Source organism: Streptococcus sanguinis (assembly GCF_008329445.1).
Taxonomy (GTDB): Bacteria; Bacillota; Bacilli; order Lactobacillales; family Streptococcaceae; genus Streptococcus; species Streptococcus sanguinis_O.
This window is the reverse complement of record NZ_VIBR01000006.1, coordinates 39,619-59,316: the sequence shown is the minus strand read 5'-3', so window position 1 is coordinate 59,316 and position 19,698 is coordinate 39,619. Positions and strand designations below refer to the sequence as shown.

13 protein-coding genes are annotated in these 19,698 nt (G+C 44.3%); 6 read left to right on the top strand and 7 right to left on the bottom strand.

From position 1 onward, the window contains the following. Nucleotides 1-14: 14 nt before the first annotated feature. Nucleotides 15-2,459, bottom strand: a complete 2,445-nt coding sequence (locus FKX92_RS11415) for a bifunctional DnaQ family exonuclease/ATP-dependent helicase (RefSeq protein WP_149566361.1) — start codon at nt 2,457-2,459, stop codon at nt 15-17. A gap of 135 nt (nt 2,460-2,594) precedes the next feature. Between FKX92_RS11415 and FKX92_RS11410 the strand changes: the two genes are divergently transcribed. After that, complete coding sequence (locus FKX92_RS11410) at nt 2,595-3,233, top strand: MBL fold metallo-hydrolase (RefSeq protein ID WP_002934430.1); 639 nt, start codon at nt 2,595-2,597, stop codon at nt 3,231-3,233. 68 nt (nt 3,234-3,301) lie between these two features. On the opposite strand, the gene ftsX is transcribed toward FKX92_RS11410, so the two are convergent. From ftsX to prfB, 3 genes are all read right to left on the bottom strand, one after another. After that, on the bottom strand, nt 3,302-4,228 hold the full coding sequence (gene ftsX, locus FKX92_RS11405) for a permease-like cell division protein FtsX (protein ID WP_002895888.1): 927 nt from the start codon (nt 4,226-4,228) through the stop codon (nt 3,302-3,304). Beyond that, the gene (gene ftsE / locus FKX92_RS11400; protein WP_002895890.1) at nt 4,221-4,913 is read right to left on the bottom strand and encodes a cell division ATP-binding protein FtsE; all 693 of its coding nucleotides are present in this window, start codon (nt 4,911-4,913) and stop codon (nt 4,221-4,223) included. Before ftsE ends, ftsX begins: the two co-directional genes overlap by 8 nt. 44 nt (nt 4,914-4,957) lie before the next feature. Beyond that, nucleotides 4,958-6,053, bottom strand: a protein-coding gene (prfB, locus tag FKX92_RS11395) for a peptide chain release factor 2 (protein WP_097677707.1) whose coding sequence is annotated in 2 segments (ribosomal slippage) — nt 4,958-5,980 and nt 5,982-6,053 — 1,095 coding nt in all. Because the reading frame shifts where the segments join, the coding sequence is not laid out codon by codon here. 310 nt (nt 6,054-6,363) lie between these two features. Here prfB and FKX92_RS11390 point away from each other — a divergent pair. Beyond that, nucleotides 6,364-7,224, top strand: coding sequence for a metallophosphoesterase (locus FKX92_RS11390; RefSeq protein ID WP_149566360.1), 861 nt, complete (start codon nt 6,364-6,366; stop codon nt 7,222-7,224). 153 nt (nt 7,225-7,377) lie between these two features. Here FKX92_RS11390 and FKX92_RS11385 read toward each other — a convergent pair whose 3' ends face one another. Both FKX92_RS11385 and FKX92_RS11380 read right to left on the bottom strand, forming a co-directional pair. Continuing rightward, on the bottom strand, nt 7,378-10,074 hold the full coding sequence (locus FKX92_RS11385; RefSeq protein WP_187759441.1) for a cation-translocating P-type ATPase: 2,697 nt from the start codon (nt 10,072-10,074) through the stop codon (nt 7,378-7,380). Nucleotides 10,075-10,358: 284 nt separating this feature from the next. Further along, nucleotides 10,359-10,745, bottom strand: a complete 387-nt coding sequence (locus FKX92_RS11380) for a DUF1934 domain-containing protein (RefSeq protein ID WP_187759440.1) — start codon at nt 10,743-10,745, stop codon at nt 10,359-10,361. Between the two features lie 115 nt (nt 10,746-10,860). Between FKX92_RS11380 and FKX92_RS11375 the strand changes: the two genes are divergently transcribed. The 4 genes from FKX92_RS11375 to FKX92_RS11360 are packed head-to-tail and all read left to right on the top strand — an operon-like array spanning nt 10,861 to nt 15,437. Next, nucleotides 10,861-12,162 carry an HD domain-containing protein gene (locus FKX92_RS11375; RefSeq protein ID WP_002919284.1) on the top strand — a complete coding sequence of 434 codons (1,302 nt, stop codon included), beginning with the start codon at nt 10,861-10,863 and terminating at the stop codon, nt 12,160-12,162. 1 nt (nt 12,163) lies between these two features. Then, on the top strand, nt 12,164-12,973 hold the full coding sequence (yidA, locus tag FKX92_RS11370) for a sugar-phosphatase (RefSeq protein ID WP_002906855.1): 810 nt from the start codon (nt 12,164-12,166) through the stop codon (nt 12,971-12,973). Continuing rightward, entirely contained in the window at nt 12,973-14,187 is a 1,215-nt protein-coding gene (locus FKX92_RS11365; protein WP_187759439.1) for an aminoacyltransferase, read from the top strand. The genes yidA and FKX92_RS11365 overlap by 1 nt, the downstream gene beginning before the upstream one ends. 14 nt (nt 14,188-14,201) lie before the next feature. Next, nucleotides 14,202-15,437 (top strand): aminoacyltransferase, encoded by a 1,236-nt coding sequence (locus tag FKX92_RS11360; protein WP_149566356.1) that lies wholly within the window; start codon nt 14,202-14,204, stop codon nt 15,435-15,437. Nucleotides 15,438-15,469: 32 nt separating this feature from the next. Here FKX92_RS11360 and FKX92_RS11355 read toward each other — a convergent pair whose 3' ends face one another. Beyond that, the gene (locus tag FKX92_RS11355; protein WP_187759438.1) at nt 15,470-19,651 is read right to left on the bottom strand and encodes a GBS Bsp-like repeat-containing protein; all 4,182 of its coding nucleotides are present in this window, start codon (nt 19,649-19,651) and stop codon (nt 15,470-15,472) included. Nucleotides 19,652-19,698: the final 47 nt, after the last annotated feature.

Below are 19,698 nucleotides of genomic sequence, written 5' to 3'. Positions count from 1 at the left end.
GATTTCAGATAGTTTCAGTCAAAAAAGTCTTGTAATTCATGCATAATGGCTGCCTCTGGCAGAATATCCAAAGAAGCCAATTGTGACAGATGATGCTGAATCTGCTTTCCATAGCGTTTACTAGAAATGCGATTGTCCAAAAGAATGACAGCTGACTTCTGATGCTCATTACGCCGGGTCCGGCCAATAGCCTGCTTAAGCCGTAAGATGGCAAGAGGCAGTTGATAATCATAAAAGGCATTCTTACCTTCTGCTTTCAGGCGGCTGTTAATCTTCTGCACAAAGAAATCCTTGGGATTGTCAAATGGAATCCGAGTGATCAACTGAATAATCTGATCTTGCTCAGCAAAATCTGCCCCCTCCCAGAAGCTACCAGAGCCCAAAAGGATACTTGCCTCTCCTCTATCAAAACGGCGTTTGATATTGCCGGCATCGCCATTTTTATATTGGGCCAAATGCGGTAGAGCCAGCAAGTCCGAAACAGTCAAAAGCAAGTCTTTAGAGGTGAAGAGGGCGACGATAGGCAGACCTAGTTCTGCTACTTTTTGCAGGCAAGCAACAATCTCTTGCGCAAAATCCTCAGTTGACAAATCCACTACTGCTGGAAAACTTTCATCTAAAAAGAGCTTCTGCAGTGGCTTCTTCTTGCTTTTCAGCTTGTAAAAGTGATAACTTTCAAAGCCTAGCAACTGCGCCAGATTGACCTTTGAGCTGATTTCAAGAGTCGACGAAACCAAGATAACCTTGGCACTTTCAGGCAGGAAATCAGTAAAATGCAGCAATTCTGAACGGCCAGCATGCAGAGTCATCAAGCGATGATCTGCCAAAACTTCATCAACCAACCAATAATACTGGTATTTGCCACTGAACAAGTGCTGCAGCTCAGGCAATGAACTTGTCTTTAACTCGGACACATCCTGAAGCAGTCGGGCAATCTTTTCCGGACTTAGCTCAGATGTTTTCTTGCGATGCTTCTCTGCGGCATCAGCCAGCTCAAACTGAATGCTTTGCAAAAGCCGTTGCTGCAGAAGTTCCCTTTCTTCTTGAAGGAGATGATTTATCTGCTGCAGCGTTTTAGTCAGATTTATACTGGCTTGAGAGAAACTTTCCAAGGCAAAAAACATCTTCTGAGCTTCATCAACTACCAGAACACGATTGTCCAGCAAAGACTGGTCATCCTCTAAACGCGTCAGTAGATAAGCATGATTGGTAATCACGACTCGACTGGTAGCTGACTTGACCTGTCCCAGCCGCCAAAAATCTTCCTCATAAAAAATAGAATGTTTGCTTAGCTTGCCATCATGACGGATTTCATTGAAGTAGCTTGAGAAGCGATGAGCTTGCCCGATTTCATTCAAATCACCTGTTTTAGTTTCTGCCAGCCAAACCAAGAGTTGCAGCTTGCAGCGATTAACCAGACGGTTGTCATATTCCCTGTCCAATGTCTGATAGAAATGGTCCAGCTTGAGATAATTCTCCGGACTCTTGAGACTGTGAAAGGAAATACCAAATACTTCCTCCAACAATCGCCCTTCCTTTCGCAACAGCTGGTCCTGCAGAATCTTAGTCGGAACCGTCACTAGTACTTTTTCTTGACCTCTAGATAGAATAGGCAGCAAGTAGCCAAAAGTCTTGCCCAAGCCTGTCTGCGCCTCTAAAAAACTAGGCTCCTGCTGGTCCAGAGCTTCCTCCATAAAACGAGCAAATTTGAGCTGTTCAGACCGCTCTTCTAAGCCCAGCAGGTATAGATTGGTGAGGAAATCCTGCGACAGCTTCTTTTCCGAAGTCAGCTTTTGGGAACGTCGCAGGAAAATACCATGCCAGGATTGCAGTTCCTTATCTTGCTGATCCGGCATCGTCTGATAAACTTCCTCGATAGCCAAGCGCGACTCATAGATAATGCTGTCAGCCAAAGTTAGCATTTTCTCAACCAAGGCCTTGGGTAGGCTCTTGATTTTGTCTTGTATTTTTAAAAATAGCTGAGCCGTTGCTTGAGCATCTGCCAGCGCAGTATGGGCGTTTTCTAAAGAAATATCCAGCAAATTACAGAGATTACCCAAGGAATATTTATCAAAGGTAGGGTAAAAGACCTGAGCCAACTCTACCGTGTCCACACGCGGTGTCAGCAAGTCAAACCCTTCCCAGAAAAGGGCCTCTGCTAGTAGATTAGCGTCAAACTTGACATTATGAGCGACAAAAATCGCATCCTGAATCAACTCATATACCTCAGCTGCTACCTGAGAAAACTCCGGTGCTCGGCCAAGCCGCTCATCATCCAAACCTGTCAGCTCTTTGATATGCTCATCCAGTTCCTCATGAGGATTGACATCTGTTTCATAAGTCTTGGTAATGATTCCATTCTCAATCAGAACAATGCCAATCTGGATAATCTTTGCACTGCTGCCTGTTCCTGTAGCCTCCAAGTCCACAACGGCATACTTATAATCATTTTGTGTCATACTGCTATGATTATATCATAAAAGCCATTCTGAGACATCTGAAAATTTTCAGCCCTAGCCTAGAAAGCAATTCTGTGCAAAAAATTTTCTTTTCTGTTACACTCAATAGCAGAATACATTTTCCGAGGAAATCAAATGAAGATTCATAAAATTACCAACCTTGTAGCTTTTGAAAACACCTATATCTTAGAAAATAACCAGGGCCTCCTAGTCGTCGATCCTGGCAGTGACTGGAAAAAGATTGAGCGCAGTCTAGAGGAACTCGCCAAACCTGTGATTGCTATTCTCCTAACCCACACCCATTATGACCATATCATGAGCTTAGAAAAGGTCCGAGAGCACTATGCTGCCCCACCTGTCTATGTGGCTGAGAGCGAAAGCAGCTGGCTTTACACACCGACAGATAACCTATCTGGTCTGGCGCGCCATGCTGATCTGGATGATATTATCTGTCGACCAGCAGAAGAGTTTTTCTCCTACGAAACAGACTATGATCTTGGAGGCTTTCACTTCTATGTGCTTGCAACACCTGGCCACTCCATCGGAGGTGTCTCTCTAGTCTTTCCTAATGACTGCCTTGTTTTGACGGGCGATGCCCTCTTTCGAGAAAGCATCGGACGAACAGATCTGCCGACAGGAAACATGGAGCAATTATTGACGTCTATTCGTGAGAAACTTCTGGTATTGCCTAAAGACTATGCTGTTTATCCTGGTCATGGTTATGATACCACTATTTCACATGAAAAAATCTTTAACCCATTTTTAGCTCAGTAGCCATTAAAGCAATTACCCATAACAAAAACAGAGTTTGAAGAATTTCAAACTCTGTTTTTTATGATTTGTTAAATCTTCAAGAAGCGTCTCATAGAGATGATAGACCCCAATGATCCGATAAGAATTCCCAACACAAAGAGTGCTGCTATCATAATCGGACTAAAGAGTTTTGGATCAATCATAGAAAGTCCTTGACCTACTAAGCTCTTATTCATAGTCTGGTAGGCTATACCATATGTCAAATACACTACAAGTGACGGAACTGTTGCTCCTAACAAGCCAATCCATGCTCCTTCAAACAGAAATGGTCCGCGGATATAGCTATTTTTGGCACCAACCAAGCGCATGATTTGAATCTCGCGACTTCGGGAAATAATGGTAATCCGAATAGTATTGGAAATGAGAAGGATAGCAATGAAAATCAGAAGCGCTGTTCCAATCAATCCCCATGTTTGGATGAAATTAGAAAACGCAAAGAGATTTTTGGTATTGGTACCACCATTTTGAACCTCTGATACACCATCAATCTTACGAGCATCTTTTGTAACAGATTCTACATACTTAGGTGCCTTGGTCTCAACAATATAAGCATCGTAAAGAGGATTATTTTCTTCATCAAAAACATCCCACTCACTACCCATGGTCTCTGTTAGCTTATTATACTGCTCTTGCTTGCTAGAAAAAGTAACCTTCTCTACATTTTTCATAGAAGTCAGAGCATCATAGACCTTGTGATAGTCTTCATTCTGAACTGTTTGACCTTCTTTTACAATCGTTTCGCTATTATCGAAAACATCCTTACGCATGTATACCATGACGCGGACATTATTGGAAATATCATTTGCCAACTTGGCTGTATTTAAAATTACTGAAGCAAAAACAGCTACTAAGCTCAAGGTAATCATAACCGAGCTGACAGCCGCTACAGTCATCCAACCATTCCGCGTAAGACTCTTAAGCGACTCAATCAAATGACGAAAAAATCTTCTAATCATCGTATCCGTATTCTCCTTCCGCTTCATCACGTACCACACGGCCATTTTCAATAGCAATAACGCGGTGACGCAGAGTATTTACAATCTGGCTGTTGTGGGTGGCCATCAGGACAGTTGTTCCCTGAAGGTTAATCCGCTCCAGCAGGTTCATAATCTCCCATGAATTATCTGGGTCCAAGTTTCCTGTCGGCTCATCCGCAATCAGGACTTTAGGGTTGTTAGCAATAGCACGCGCAATGGCAATCCGCTGCTGCTCACCACCAGAAAGCTCATTAGGGAATGAGCGAACTTTATGCTTAAGACCAACCAAATCCAGCACTTCCATAACCCGCTTTTTAATATTGCGACGGCGCTCACCGATAACTTCCATAGCGTAGGCAATATTCTCATACACCGTCTTTTTAGGAAGAAGTTTATAGTCCTGGAAGACTACTCCGACCTGACGACGCAGCATTGGAACATCACGCTTCTTAATCTTAGCTAAGTCAAAATCAGCTACTTTTAGACTTCCCTTATCCAACTTTATCTCCCGGTAAAGCAAACGAATAAAGGTTGACTTTCCCGCTCCTGAAGGGCCTACAATATAGGCAAACTCCCCAGGTTCTACGTTAATAGACACACTACGCAGGGCAGTGGTCCCGTTGCCATACTTCTTGACAACATCTTTCATTTCAATTATTGACATCTATTGAAATTTCCTTTCAATCTAATTCTAATCTCTTGCATTTCCTAGTTCAAACGCCATTTCAAATAAGCGTCGATGAAACCATCCAAATCTCCATCCATCACCTTGTCCACCTGTGCTACTTCGTAACTGGTCCGATGGTCTTTGACCATAGTATAAGGCGTAAAGACATAGGAGCGGATTTGGCTGCCCCAGGAAATCTCCTTCTTATCTCCCTTGAGTGAATCGACTTCAGCTGCTTGTTTCTCTTGCTCTAGCTGATAAAGCTTGGCCTGTAGCATCTTCATCGCCCGATCGCGGTTTCCATACTGGGTCCGGTCAACGGTAGACTGCACCACGATTCCTGTAGGAATATGCGTCAGCCGCACACCAGTCGAAACTTTATTGACGTTCTGCCCGCCGGCTCCTCCCGAGCGGAAAGTGTCCATCTTAATATCGTCATCGCGAATTTCCACCTCAATGGTGTCATCCAGCTCTGGCATGACCTCTACTGAGGTAAAAGAAGTATGACGACGTTTGGCTGAGTCAAATGGCGAAATCCGGACCAAACGGTGGACTCCCATTTCTGACTTGAGCAGACCATAAGCGTGCGGCCCTTCAAATGAAAGAGTCACTGACTTGATGCCTGCTTCATCACCAGCTTGATAGTCCAAGACCTCTACTTTGAAGCCCTTGGCATTGCCAAAGCGTGTATACATACGCAGCAGCATATCTCCCCAATCCTGGGCCTCTGTACCACCAGATCCCGGGTGAATTTCAAGGATAGCATTATTATTGTCATAAGGCTCAGATAGGAGCAGGGTCATTTCGTAGCTGGTCATCATTTTCTCGAGTTCGGCCAGCTTTTCTTCCAACTCACCCTGAACCGACTCATCTTCAGCCAGAAAATCAAGCAAGATTTCCGATTCATCAAAAAGCTCAGTCATTTGATGAAAATTTTCATAGGTTTGCTTGAGTTCATTTAGCTCTTGAGAAGTCTTCTGGGCTGCAATGTTGTCATCCCAAAAGTCGGGTTCTGTCATCTTATTTTCTAAGATGGCAATTTCTTCTTCCAGACCTTCTAAGTCAAAGAGACCCCCTGAAAGAAGCTAATTTTTCACGATTTGCGTCAATCTTTTGACGAATTTCTGAAATGTCCATAAATACCTCTTTTCACATATCGTTTAATTATAACATAAATTAAACAGTTTGCCTAATCTCACATTCAGCAGCTTACATTTTATCGGATTTTCCCTAGCTAGGCAAGACAAGCGACTCCTTGTCACCTAATTGTTAGAAAAGTAATATAATGACATGGGGTTGGAAGAATTATTTCAAGACTTCCTAGACTTCATCCATGAATAAACGAAACAGATAATTGCCATAATTTATTAGGTATTCAGATAAAAGGGAGACTCTCCATAGGTGCTTAAGCATTTCCAAGTTTTGAAAAATATGCTAGACTAAAACCATGACAAGAATCGGATTTATGAGCGACCTCCATCTGGACTCCAATCAGTTTGGGGATTTTGAGCACCAAGCTCTTCTCCAGCTTTTAAAAGAGGAAGGGATTGACCACCTACACATTGCTGGAGACCTGTCCAACGACCTGGCCAAGATCAGTTTGCCCTTTATTGAAACTTTGAAGCAAGAAATTCCCCTTTCTTTTAATCTGGGAAACCACGATATGCTGGGACTTTCTGAGCAAGAAATTTCAAACTATGATTTTCAGGTCCAGCAGTTCGGCCGGACCAAGCTCGTCAGCTTTTCTGGCTGGTATGACTACAGCTTTGTTCCAGAAAAAAGCAAGGAAGAGCATCTGAGAACCAAGACCAATTTCTGGTTTGACCGCAGATTGGAGCGTCAACTCGACGATCCTAGCATTACAGCTCAGACGCTGCAAGAGTTAGAAGAACTGCTGATGACTTTAGATGGCCCAATTATTGTTGCTCTGCATTTTGTCCCCCATCAAGACTTTCTATACGACCATCCCTATTTCCAGCGCTTCAACGCCTTCCTAGGAAGCCAAGCTTTTCATCGACTCTTTGTCAAATACAGGGTGAAAGAGGTGGTTTTCGGCCATCTCCATCACCGCCACCAAAGCCGTATCATCGAAGGTGTCCGCTACCATATGCGTCCTCTGGGCTACATTCGTGAATGGGAACTGACTCGGAACTTTTTTAATGATTTTCCTCAGTATAAGATTCCCCAGATGTACCGCCTGCACAAGCGTTATAATGCTTTTAAAGATTTAGCCGAATTTCGAGACTATAAGAAAAAACACCTGGCAGCTGAACTGCGAGATGCTTTAACAGTGATTGAAGTTCAGTAATGGAAATGTTGAATTGCAGCTCTCAGCTCATCTGAGAGCTGTTTTTTGCTGTCCAACTGCACATAGACTTCTAATAAACAGGAGCGAAAATTGGAAAAAGCAATGAAGTCTTGGTTGCTATAAAAAAAGCCATCCGCAGATGACTTTTTGCTGTTAAATAGCATTCTTATCCATACCTAATTTACGTTGGATGAACTTAACAATCTCAACAATGACAATCATGGCAAAGCTACCAATCAAAACAACCGTCCATTGTGACAAGTCCAGCTTGGTTACATGGAAAATCTTTTCCAGCGGATCAATTACAATAGTCGAAATCAATAGGATGAAAGAAACCAGGATAGACCAGTTAAAGGTCTTAGACTTGAATGGACCAACTGTAAAGATAGATTGATAAACAGATTTCACATTATAAGCATGGAAGAGCTGGATGAGTCCAAGAGTTGCAAAGGCCATTGTCAGAGCATCCGCATGGATAGCAGTTTGATTACCAAGATGAACTGGATTCGAAATAGCATAGCCATAGACTGACAGGACTAGCATAGCTTGTAGAATACCTTGATAAATAATTGAATTCATGACTCCGCCTGAGAAGAAACTTGACTTACGACCACGAGGTTTATGATTCATAGCACCAGGCTCAGCTGGTTCAACTCCCAGAGCAATAGCTGGGAAGGTATCTGTTACTAGGTTAATCCAAAGTAGGTGAACTGGCTGCAACACATCCCAACCAAATAAAGTTGCAAAAAATATCGTTAATACTTCTGCTATATTAGCTGAAAGTAGGTATTGAATAGTCTTTTGAATATTAGAAAATATTTTCCTTCCCTCTTCAACAGCTACGATTATTGTCGCAAAATTATCATCCGCTAAAATGATATCTGAAGCACCCTTAGATACTTCTGTACCTGTAATTCCCATACCGATACCGATATCCGCTGTCTTCAGAGCTGGCGCGTCATTGACACCATCACCTGTCATGGCTACAACCTTACCTTGGTTTTGCCACGCTTTGACAATCCGTACCTTATGCTCAGGAGAAACCCGTGCATAGACAGAGTATTGGCCAACAACCTTTTCGAATTCTTCATCTGAAAGTTCGTTGAGCTCAGCACCAGTCAAGACATGATCTTCAGAGTCATTTTTGTCGATGATTCCCAAGCGTTTGGCAATCGCTTCAGCTGTATCTTGGTGGTCACCAGTGATCATAATTGGACGAATGCCAGCTTCCTTGGCGACACGAACAGCTTCTGCTGCTTCGGCACGTTCAGGGTCGATCATTCCAATCAAACCAGTGAAGATCAAGTTGTTTTCAAGTTCTTCAGAAATGAGGTTTTCTGGAATGCTATCAATAATCTTATAAGCACCTGCAAGGACACGCAGAGCTTGGTGAGCCATTTCTGAGTTATTAGACTTGATCAACTGTGAAGTAGCGTCATCAATCGCTGCAACATCTCCAGCCTTATCACGGGCAACACAGCGTTTCAAGAGTTGATCTGGTGCACCCTTTACTGCCACAAGGAATTTCCCATCTGGTAATGGATGGACAGTAGACATGAGCTTACGATCTGAATCAAATGGCAACTCAGCTACACGAGGATATTTCTCTAAAAAGACCTTCACATCATAGCCCTTGTCCAAAGCATACTGGATAAAGGCTGTTTCTGTTGGGTCACCAATCAGTTTTCCTTCCTGGTCGATCTTAGTATCATTGGCTAAAACAACTGAACGTACGAGAGGTAGCTCCAAGCCAAGTTCAATATCTTGTCCAGCTTCATTCAGGACTCCGTCATAAAAGACTTTTTCGACCGTCATCTTATTCATGGTCAGGGTACCAGTCTTATCCGAAGCGATAATCTCCGTTGATCCCAAAGTCTCAACAGCTGGAAGCTTACGGACAATCGAATTCCGCTTAGCCAGAACCTGAGTTCCCAAAGCCAGCACGATGGTAACGATAGCAGGCAGACCTTCTGGAATAGCCGCAACAGCCAAAGCTACAGATGTCATCAGCTCATCCAGTGGATTTTTACCTTGAATGAAGACACCGACTACAAAGGTCACTGCAGCAATCACCAAGATAGCATAGGTCAAAACCTTAGACAGACTATTAAGATTTTGCTTAAGCGGTGTGTCCGTTTCATCCGCATCTTGCAACATACCCGCGATGTGACCGACTTCCGTATACATCCCTGTATTGACAACCAACCCAACCCCACGACCATATGTCACATTTGAGTTTTGGAAGGCCATATTCAAACGGTCGCCAATACCAGCATCTGCAGCTACCTCAACAGTCAAATCTTTCTCAACCGGAACAGACTCACCTGTCAGAGCCGCTTCTTCGATTTTCAGTGAATTAGCTTCTAAAAGACGCATATCCGCTGGGACAACGTCGCCGGCTTCAAGTCTAACGATATCGCCAGGTACCAAGTCCTTAGAATCCACTTCTGTGACATGGCCATCACGCAGGACACGCGCAGCCGGGCTGGACATAGACTTGAGAGCCGCAATCGCTTCTTCAGCCTTGCCTTCCTGATAGACACCGAAAATGGCATTGATGATTACGACCGCTAAGATGATTAAAGCATCTGCAATATCTTCACCACCTGATGTGACAACAGACAAGACAGCTGCTACCAACAAGATGATAATCATCAAATCCTTAAACTGCTCCAAAAACTTCATTAAGAGAGATTTTTTCTCCCCTTCATCCAGTTCATTGCGGCCATAATCAGCTAAACGCTTGGCTGCTTCTTGACTGGACAAACCTTGCTCTGAAGCGTCCAAAGTTTTGAAAATTTCCTCAGGACTCTGGGTGTAAAAAGCTTGGCGCTTTTGTTCTTTTGACAATGTATTCCTCCTCTTGGCCTCTTTTATTTCTGAAGTTTTCTGACCACTAGGACTCATCATCTCAAGCCGAATCAGTCATATCCAAAAAGTCAGAAACAAAAAAGAGACCTGTTTATTAACAAGTCTCGCTATTTCATACAAGGCCGGAAATTTCTTTCGTATTGACGACCTTGTAACGGTTATTCCGTTAGCTACTCCCTTGAGTTAGAAACTATTATACCAAATTTTCAGGCTTTTGCAAGGGAAACATCATGATTTTCAAGAGATTTCTCAGAGAATTACAGCTAACCCCAGCTAATCTCCATTTCATAGCAGGCAAAAATCTGCTCTCCATCAACTGTTTTTAACTGATAATGAAGTTGCAGAACCTGCTTGGTCAAATCAACTTTATAGAAAGAAGTATCGGTCACAAACTGCTGGAAGCCCACAGGTGTATGGATGCCAACTAGCGCCTGACCTTGACTGATGAAGCGCATGATGGACTTAGGCTCAGAAAAGCGCGTCATAACAAGCTCTTTATCGTGAAACTTCAGAACTACTTTCTCTCCTTCTTCATTCTTGTATAGCAGATAATGAAAGTCTCCTTTTTGCGTCCAGTCCGTATCGTAGACCTGATCGATTAGCTCGGTATGCCCGTCCAGCTGGATGTGATTTTTTATTCTGATTTGCATCTTCATCTCGTTTCTCTTTTTCTTTCCCTATTTTATCAAAAAAAGGATAAAATTGCTCTTCTTTCAGTTGCAGCTTTGATTTTTTTCCTACTATGATTTGTGGTATAATGGTAACATGATTGAAAAAGTATTTCGGGACCCAGTTCATAATTATGTTCATGTGGACCATCAGGTTATCTATGATTTAATCAATACTAAAGAATTTCAACGGCTGCGCCGCATCAAACAGCTGGGTACTTCCGGCTATACTTTCCACGGCGGGGAGCACAGCCGTTTTTCGCATTGTCTGGGAGCTTATGAGATTGCTCGGCGCATCACCAAGATTTTCAACGAAAAATACCAAGCCAACTGGGACAGCCATGAAAGCCTACTGACCATGACAGCCGCTCTCCTGCATGACTTGGGACACGGAGCTTATTCACACACTTTCGAGCGCCTTTTTGATACTAATCACGAGGACATTACGCGGCAAATCATCACCAGTCCTGAAACAGAGATTCATCAGGTACTGGTGCAGGTTTCACCAGATTTTCCAGAAAAGGTAGCTAGCGTTATTAACCATACCTATCCCAATAAGCAGGTGGTCCAGCTGATTTCCAGCCAGATTGATGTGGACCGGATGGATTATCTCTTGCGCGATTCCTTCTTTACTGGCGCTTCCTATGGGCAATTTGACTTAACCAGAATTTTACGAGTGATTTGTCCAGTAGAAAACGGCATCGCCTTCAAGCGCAATGGCATGCATGCGGTGGAAGACTACGTAGTCAGCCGCTACCAGATGTACATGCAGGTCTATTTCCACCCGGCCAGCCGAGCGATGGAAGTTCTGCTGCAAAATCTGCTCAAGCGAGCTAAGTTCCTCTATCCGGCCCAGAAAGATTATTTTGCGCTGTCATCGCCCAATCTCATTCCATTCTTTGAAAACAGAGTGACCCTGCAGGATTATCTGGCCTTGGATGATGGTGTTATGAATACCTATTTCCAAGTCTGGATGACTAGTCCAGACAAGATTTTATCTGACTTGGCTCAGCGTTTTATCAACCGCAAGGTCTTTAAGTCTATCGTCTTCTCTCAGGAAAACGAAGGGCATTTGGATATCATGCGAGACCTAGTTGGACAGGTTGGTTTTGACCCTGATTACTATACTGCTATCCATCGTAATTTTGATTTACCTTACGATTTCTACCGGCCTGACGTTGAAAAACCCCGGACTCAGATTGAAATCCTACAAAAAGATGGCAGCTTAGCAGAACTGTCCAGCCTGTCTCCTATCGTCCATTCGCTAGCCGGGACCAGACAGGGTGATAATCGCTTCTACTTCCCCAAGGAAATGCTAGCAGAGACCGGACTTTTCAGCGAAAAAAACCAGACCTTTATGCACTATATCAAAAACGACCAATTTACCTACGGAGAATAATATGTCTATCAAATTAGTTGCCGTTGACATTGACGGTACCCTTTTAAATAACCAAAAAGAAATCACTCCTGAAGTCTTCAGTGCTGTTCAGGATGCCAAAGCTGCTGGTGTCAAAATCGTCATTGCAACCGGCCGTCCTATTGCAGGCGTTCAAAAGCTTCTCGAGGATCTAGAGCTTAATCAGCCAGACAACTATGTCGTTACTTTCAACGGCGGACTGGTGCAGGATACTGTCACAAGTCAAGAATTAATCAAAGAAACACTGACCTATGACGACTATCTGGATATCGAACTGCTCGGGCGAAAATTAGGTGTTCACATGCATGCCATCACCAAGGACGGCATTTATACAGCCAATCGCAACATCGGCAAGTACACTGTTTACGAGTCCAATCTCGTCAGCATGCCAATCTTCTACCGCACACCTGAAGAAATGGCCAATAAAGAAATCGTCAAGTGCATGTTTATTGATGAGCCGGAAATTTTGGACGCGGCCATTGCTAAGCTGCCACCGGAATTAGCTGAAAAATATACACTGGTTAAATCAGCTCCTTTCTATCTGGAAATTGTCAAAAAGACTGTCAATAAAGGGGCTGCTATCCTTCATCTGGCTGAAAAACTTGGCTTAAGCAAGGAGCAGACTATGGCTATCGGTGATGAAGAAAACGACCGCGCCATGCTGGAAGCCGTTGGCTCTCCTGTTGTCATGGAAAACGGCAAGGAAGAACTCAAGAAAATCGCCAAATATATCACCAAATCGAACGACGAATCTGGCGTAGCGCACGCTATTAGAGAGTGGGTTTTAAAATAATGTTTAGTTACAAAATTGGAATTTCAGCTCAGGAACACGACGATTTTGTCACGGCTCATCCGCAGGCCAATCTTCTGCAGAGTTCAGCCTGGGCTCAAATCAAGGACAACTGGGAAAACGAACGCTTGGGCTTCTATAAAGATGACCACTTGGTTGCTGCAGCCAGTGTCCTAATTAAACCACTTCCCTTGGGGATGACCATGCTTTATATCCCTCGCGGTCCCATCATGGACTATAGTGACAAGGAGCTGCTGACCTTTGTTTTGGCGTCGCTCAAGAAATTTGCTAAGGAGAAAAAAGCGCTCTTTGTCAAGTTTGACCCTAGTCTCTTCCTGGCAGAAAGCAAGATGGGTGGTGAATTGCAAGACAAGGCAGAGACGATTGAGTTGATTCAAGATTTGCAGCGAGCAGGAGCTGTCTGGGTCGGACGGACTGAGTCTCTGGACGAAACCATCCAACCTCGCTTGCAGGCTAATATTCATAAAGAAGACTTCAGCGAGGAGCTGCTTTCTAAGAGTACCCGACAGGCTATTCGCACTGCCCGTAACAAAGGCATTCAAATCCAATTTGGCGGAGCAGAATTGCTGGATGACTTTTCAGGCCTGATGAAGAAAACGGAAAATAGAAAAAATATCCACCTGCGTGGCAAAGACTATTACCAAAAACTCTTGGATACTTATCCTGAGCACTCCTACATCACCTTGTCCAGCATTGATCTAAAGGCACGATTGGAAGACTTGCAGACTCAACTGACCAAGACACTCAAGGAAGCAGAGAAATTTACCGAGAAAACCAAGCCTGGCAAGATTGAGAATAACCAACAAGAACAGAAACGCCTTCAAGAAGAGATTGACTTTCTGCAGGACAAAATCAGCCAAGGTGCTGCTGTCGTTCCACTATCTGGCACACTGGTCTTAGAATACGGCAAGACCTCTGAAAATATCTATGCCGGAATGGACGAGGAATACCGTCGTTACCAGCCAGCCATTATCACTTGGTATGAAACGGCCAAACATGCTTTTGAGCGCGGAGCAGATTGGCAAAATATGGGCGGAATCGAAAACGACCTCAAGGGCGGTCTCTACAGCTTTAAATCCAAGTTCAATCCGACCATTGAGGAATTCGCTGGTGAGTTCAACCTGCCAACTAATCCTCTTTACCACCTCTCCAATCTTGCCTACACTCTCAGAAAGAAACTGCGCAGCAAGCATTAAAAGAAAGGAAGCCTATGACCTTTAAACTTCTCAGCCAAGAAGAATTTATCCAGCATACCTCAGCTAGCTCCCAACGCTCTTTTATGCAGACAGTGGAAATGGCAGAGCTGCTGAGCAAGCGGGGCTTCAGCACCCAGTATGTCGGCTACACTGACCCGCAGGGACAGGTCGTGGTGTCAGCTGTCCTCTATAGTATGCCTATGACTGGCGGCCTTCATATGGAAATCAACTGCGGCCCTGTCTCTACCGATGCTCAATACTTGACTCCCTTCTATCAAGCTTTGCAGGCTTACGCTAAAAAAGAAGGCGCTCTAGAGCTCATCATCAAGCCCTACGAGACTTATCAGACCTTTGACAGCAATGGCCAGCCCACATCTGATGAAAAAGTCGAGCTTATCCAGCAACTGACTGACTTGGGCTTTGACTTTGACGGCTTACAGACGGGCTATCCAGGCGGGGAGCCTGATTGGCATTATGTCAAAGACTTAGCTGGTCTGACAGAGAAAGACTTGCTCAAGTCCTTCAGTAAAAATGGTAAGGCGACCGTCAAAAAGGCGAATACCTTTGGTATCAAGCTAAAAAGGCTAGAACGTGACCAACTCAGCGTTTTTAAAGACATCACAGCTGCCACTTCTGACCGGCGGGAATATGATGACAAGCCACTAGACTACTATCAAGATTTTTATGATAGCTTTGGTCAGCAAGCAGACTTTATGACAGCCAGTCTCAACTTCAAGGACTATCTTCAGAACTTACAAAAGGATCAAGAGAGACTGGTCCAGAAAATTCAAAAGTTACAAGCTGACTTGGAAAACAATCCTCAATCTGAAAAGAAGCAAAATCAGCTGCGAGAGCTTTCCAGCCAGTTTGATAGCTTTGAAACTCGCAAAGCAGAGGCCCAAGAGCTGATTGACAAGTATGGCGACCAAGACCAAATTCTGGCTGCCAGCCTCTTTATCTACACCCCCCAGGAAGCAACCTATCTCTTCAGCGGCTCCTATCCTGAGTTTAATAAATTCTACGCTCCAGCCCTGCTGCAGGAATACGTTATGACCGAAAGTATCAAGAGAGGCATTCCATTTTACAATTTCCTCGGTATTATGGGAATTTTCGACGGTTCTGACGGTGTTCTGCGCTTCAAACAAAACTTCAACGGCTTCATCGTCCGAAAAATGGGGACTTTCCGTTATTATCCTAACCCTCTCAAGTTTAAGCTGCTTCAGCTCATAAAGAAAATTCTAAGACGTTAAAAAAACCAAGGTTTCCCTTGGTTTTTTTGTGTTTATCTATAACGAGGTGTCGCAAAACCACGGATATTTCCATGACCAATGCGGTAAGTATTGCGTTTAACTACGTTATTGCTGTTGCCTTCAATCGTGTGAATGATGCCATTTTCGACTTTTTCGACAATACCGATATGATCAGCCCAGCCATCGTTTTGCTGGGTATCTTTATCCCAGTTAAAGGTGATGATATCGCCTGCACTAGGAGTCGAATTACCATCTTCATTCCAGATACCTAGTCTTTGGAAAATATGAATATGGCGCTCTACACCGCACTCACGGCCGATAAGATCGCTCAAGCCCTCTCTTTGGAAAATAACCGTCGTGAAAATGTCGCACCAGTCATCTGTGTTTTTCACAGCATAGCCAACTGGCAGCGGTCTGACACTGTTATAATCGTTGACCAAGCGCTGATGCTCGGCACTGCCTCCCCTGACACCTACCATAGCAGCTGCCGCCGCAAGAACACGATCTCGCTGACTAGCTGCCTGAGGACGGTTTACAGAGATAGAGGTCTTTTCTCCACCAGCTCCCTGCAGCTGATTTTGATTATTTAAGTAATACAAGTGAACATTGTACTCGCCTGCATTATTCTTATGGTCACGCGCATATACATGCTTACGATAAGTACCGTCAGCCTGACGATCCGCTGTGTACCATTGGACATCATCTTGGCCATTCGCTTCTGACCAAGTCGGCAGGTAAACTGTCTTGAGACCTTCTGGTGCCACAATGCCTGATACTACAATGTCAAACTCTCCAGTATCGTTGTTCTTATTTTGAATACTGATTTTACCTTGCGGCTTACTGATGGAAACGTTGGTCTTGATGCCACCTGCTCCTACTAGCCTGCCATCATTTTGCACATAGTAGAGATGCACATTATATTCGCCCTGAACGTTGTTATGGTCGCTCGCACGAACTCGCTTACGATAGGTACCATCCGGCTGACGTTCCGCGTTGTACCACTTGATATCATCCTGACCGTTGGCCTCTGACCAGGTTGGTAGGGAAACAGTCTTGAGACCGCCTGGCGATACAATATCTGAAACCACAATATCAAAATCGCCATTTTCGCTGTTACGATTTTGGATACTGATTTTGCCCTGTGGTTTAACTGCTGACACATTGGTTGTAGTACCACCAACACCGACTAACTGCCCGTCGTTACGGACATAGTAAAGATGGATATGATACTTACCAACTGAGTCTTTATGTTTACTAGATTCAACAGTAACTTTATAGGTACCATTAGCCTGCTGAGTAGCTGTATACCAGATAATATCGTCTTGACCGTTAGCTTCAGACCAAACCGGAACACTGACAGCAGACACTTCATAAGGGGCAGAAACGTTTGAAATCACAACATCAAAACTGCCGTTGACATTATTCTTATTTTGAATACTGATGTTGCCCTTTGGCTTACCTAGAGAAACATTAGTCTTTATGCCGCCTGCTCCTACCAGCTTGCCATCATTTTGCACATAGTAGAGATGCACATTATATTCGCCCTGAACGTTGTTATGGTCGCTCGCACGAACTCGCTTACGATAGGTACCATCCGGCTGACGTTCTGCGTTGTACCACTTGATATCATCTTGACCGTTGGCCTCTGACCAGGTTGGCAGGGAAACTTCCTTCAGACCGCCTGGAGATACGATACCTGAAACTACAATATCAAAATCGCCGGTTTCGCTGTTGCGATTCTGGATGCTGATTTTGCCCTGCGGCTTGCTGATAGAAACGTTGGTCTTGATGCCACCTGCTCCTACTAGCTTGCCATCATTTTGCACATAGTAGAGATGCACATTATATTCGCCTTGGACATTGTTATGATCGCTCAGTCGAACTCGTTTCCGATAAGTACCGTCAGCCTGACGCTCAGCATTGTACCACTTGATATCATCTTGGCCATTGGCCTCTGACCAAGTTGGTAGGGAAACAGTCTTGAGACCGCCTGGCGATACGATATCTGAAACCACAATATCAAAATCGCCAGTTTCGCTGTTGCGATTCTGAATACTGATTTTGCCTTGAACTTTTGGTTTTTCTATAGAAATAGTCGTTTTAGTGCCATTTACACCTACCAAGCTGCCATCATTTTGCACATAGTAGAGATGCACATTGTACTCACCCTCAACATTTTTGTGATCGCTCAGACGGACACGCTTACGATAGGTGCCATCAGCTTGACGCTCAGCGTTGTACCACTTGATATCATCTTGGCCGTTAGCCTCAGACCAAGTTGGCAGGGAAACTTCCTTCAGACCGCCCGGAGATGAAATACCTGAAACCACAATATCAAAATCGCCGGTTTCTTTGTTTCGATTTTGAATACTGATAGTGCCCTTAGGCTTGCCAAGAGAAACGGTCGTTTTAGTTCCGCTTACACCAACCAAGCGGCCGTCATTTTGGACATAGTAGAGATGGACGTTGTACTCGCCCTGCACATTATTGTGGTCGCTTATACGTACTCGCTTACGATAGGTGCCGTCCGGCTGACGTTCCGCGTTGTACCACTTGATATCATCCTGACCGTTGGCCTCTGACCAAGTTGGCAGAGAGACAGTCTTAAGACCACCTGGGGATGAGATACCTGAAACTACAATATCGAAATCTCCAGTTTCGCTGTTGAGATTCTGAATGCTGATTTTGCCCTGTGGCTTGATGACAGATACATTGGTTGTAGTACCACCAACACCGACTAATTGACCGTCGTTGCGGACATAGTAGAGATGGACATTGTACTTGCCAACTGAATCCTTATGTCTGCTAGAATCAACAGAAACTTTATAAGTACCATTGGCCTGCTGAGTGGCTGTGTACCAGATAATATCGTCTTGACCATTAGCTTCAGACCACACTGGAACACTAACGACAGACACTCCATAAGGAGCAGAAACGTTCGAAATCACAACATCAAAGCTGCCGTTGACATTATTCTTATTCTGAATACTGATGTTACCCTTCAAAGGCTGCTTAGCAAGAGCGGACTGCTGGGTAAATCTCCCAGTGTAATCAACGCTATGATCAAATACATGCTTACCAGCTAACAGCTGAGCCTGGGCTGTAAACTGCCATGCTCCAGCGCCACTATTGTATTTGAGAGATTTAGCTCCATCAAGATTTAAATTAGAGGACGGATACTGGGCCACCCAGAAGTTGCTATATCCAAATTGCGACGTATTAACCGGTCCCTTGCTGCGAAGATTATTTTGATCCAGCCAGCTGGCACTGGTATAGTACATCAGGTTTGAATAACCCAGTCTGCGCATCTCATCCGCCCAAGCCTGGGTATGCTGGTTAATCCCATTTTGCATTTTAGGATCTTCCATGTCATTGACCATGACTGTGTTTTTAGGCAGGCCTAGTCTATTAGCAAAGGCAACGTAATAACGAGCTTCTGCTCTCGCTTCTTCATCACTGGTATAGTGCGAGAAGGCATAGGTCGATACTTGTAAACCAGCTCCCTGCGCATTTCTCACCTGAGACTCAGCAAATGGATTAGTGTAATGGGTTCCTTCTGTCAGTTTGACAACGACACCGCCAACCCCTTGCTGGGCTAATTTACGATAGTCGTCTACGCTGATATGGCCATTGTGGCTGCTGACATCTACAAAGGATGTGCCTTTAATCTCCGCTTGGGAATTCCCGCGGGCTGCCTGAGCCTTTGACCCCGCATTATAAAATACAGTTTTTCCAGCATTATTAGCTTTTGGTGCTGATGCTACTGCAGGACTAGCCTTGGGCTCTGAGGCAATAGCAGAATCTACAACAGAAGAACTTGCTTTTGCTGACTGATTAGCTGCAGTTTCATTCTGATTAGAAGCATTTGCATCTGGCTGACTTTGCCCTTCTGGCTTAGCAGAAGCTACCTGAGTTTCTACAGGAACTGATTGAGCTGCTCCTCCAGACTCAATAGCTGTTCCTGTAGCGTTCGTTGCTTCCTCCTCTTGCTTAACAGCTTGAACTGACTGTTCTGCAGATGATACTGCTACAGTCAGCTGATTAGACGTTTGTGATGCGGCCGCATTCACTGTCTGATTCTCGGAACTAACAGACCTTTCTGTTTTTAAAACTCCTGACTCAGCGACAGTATGTTCCTCGGCTTTTGCAACATTGGCAGTCGCTGCCAACAAAATAGCCGTACTCGCTAAATAAACTAATTCTTTCGATTTCAACTTTTCTCTCCAACTTTTAAAAAACTTGTCACCTTTGGGAGGACAAG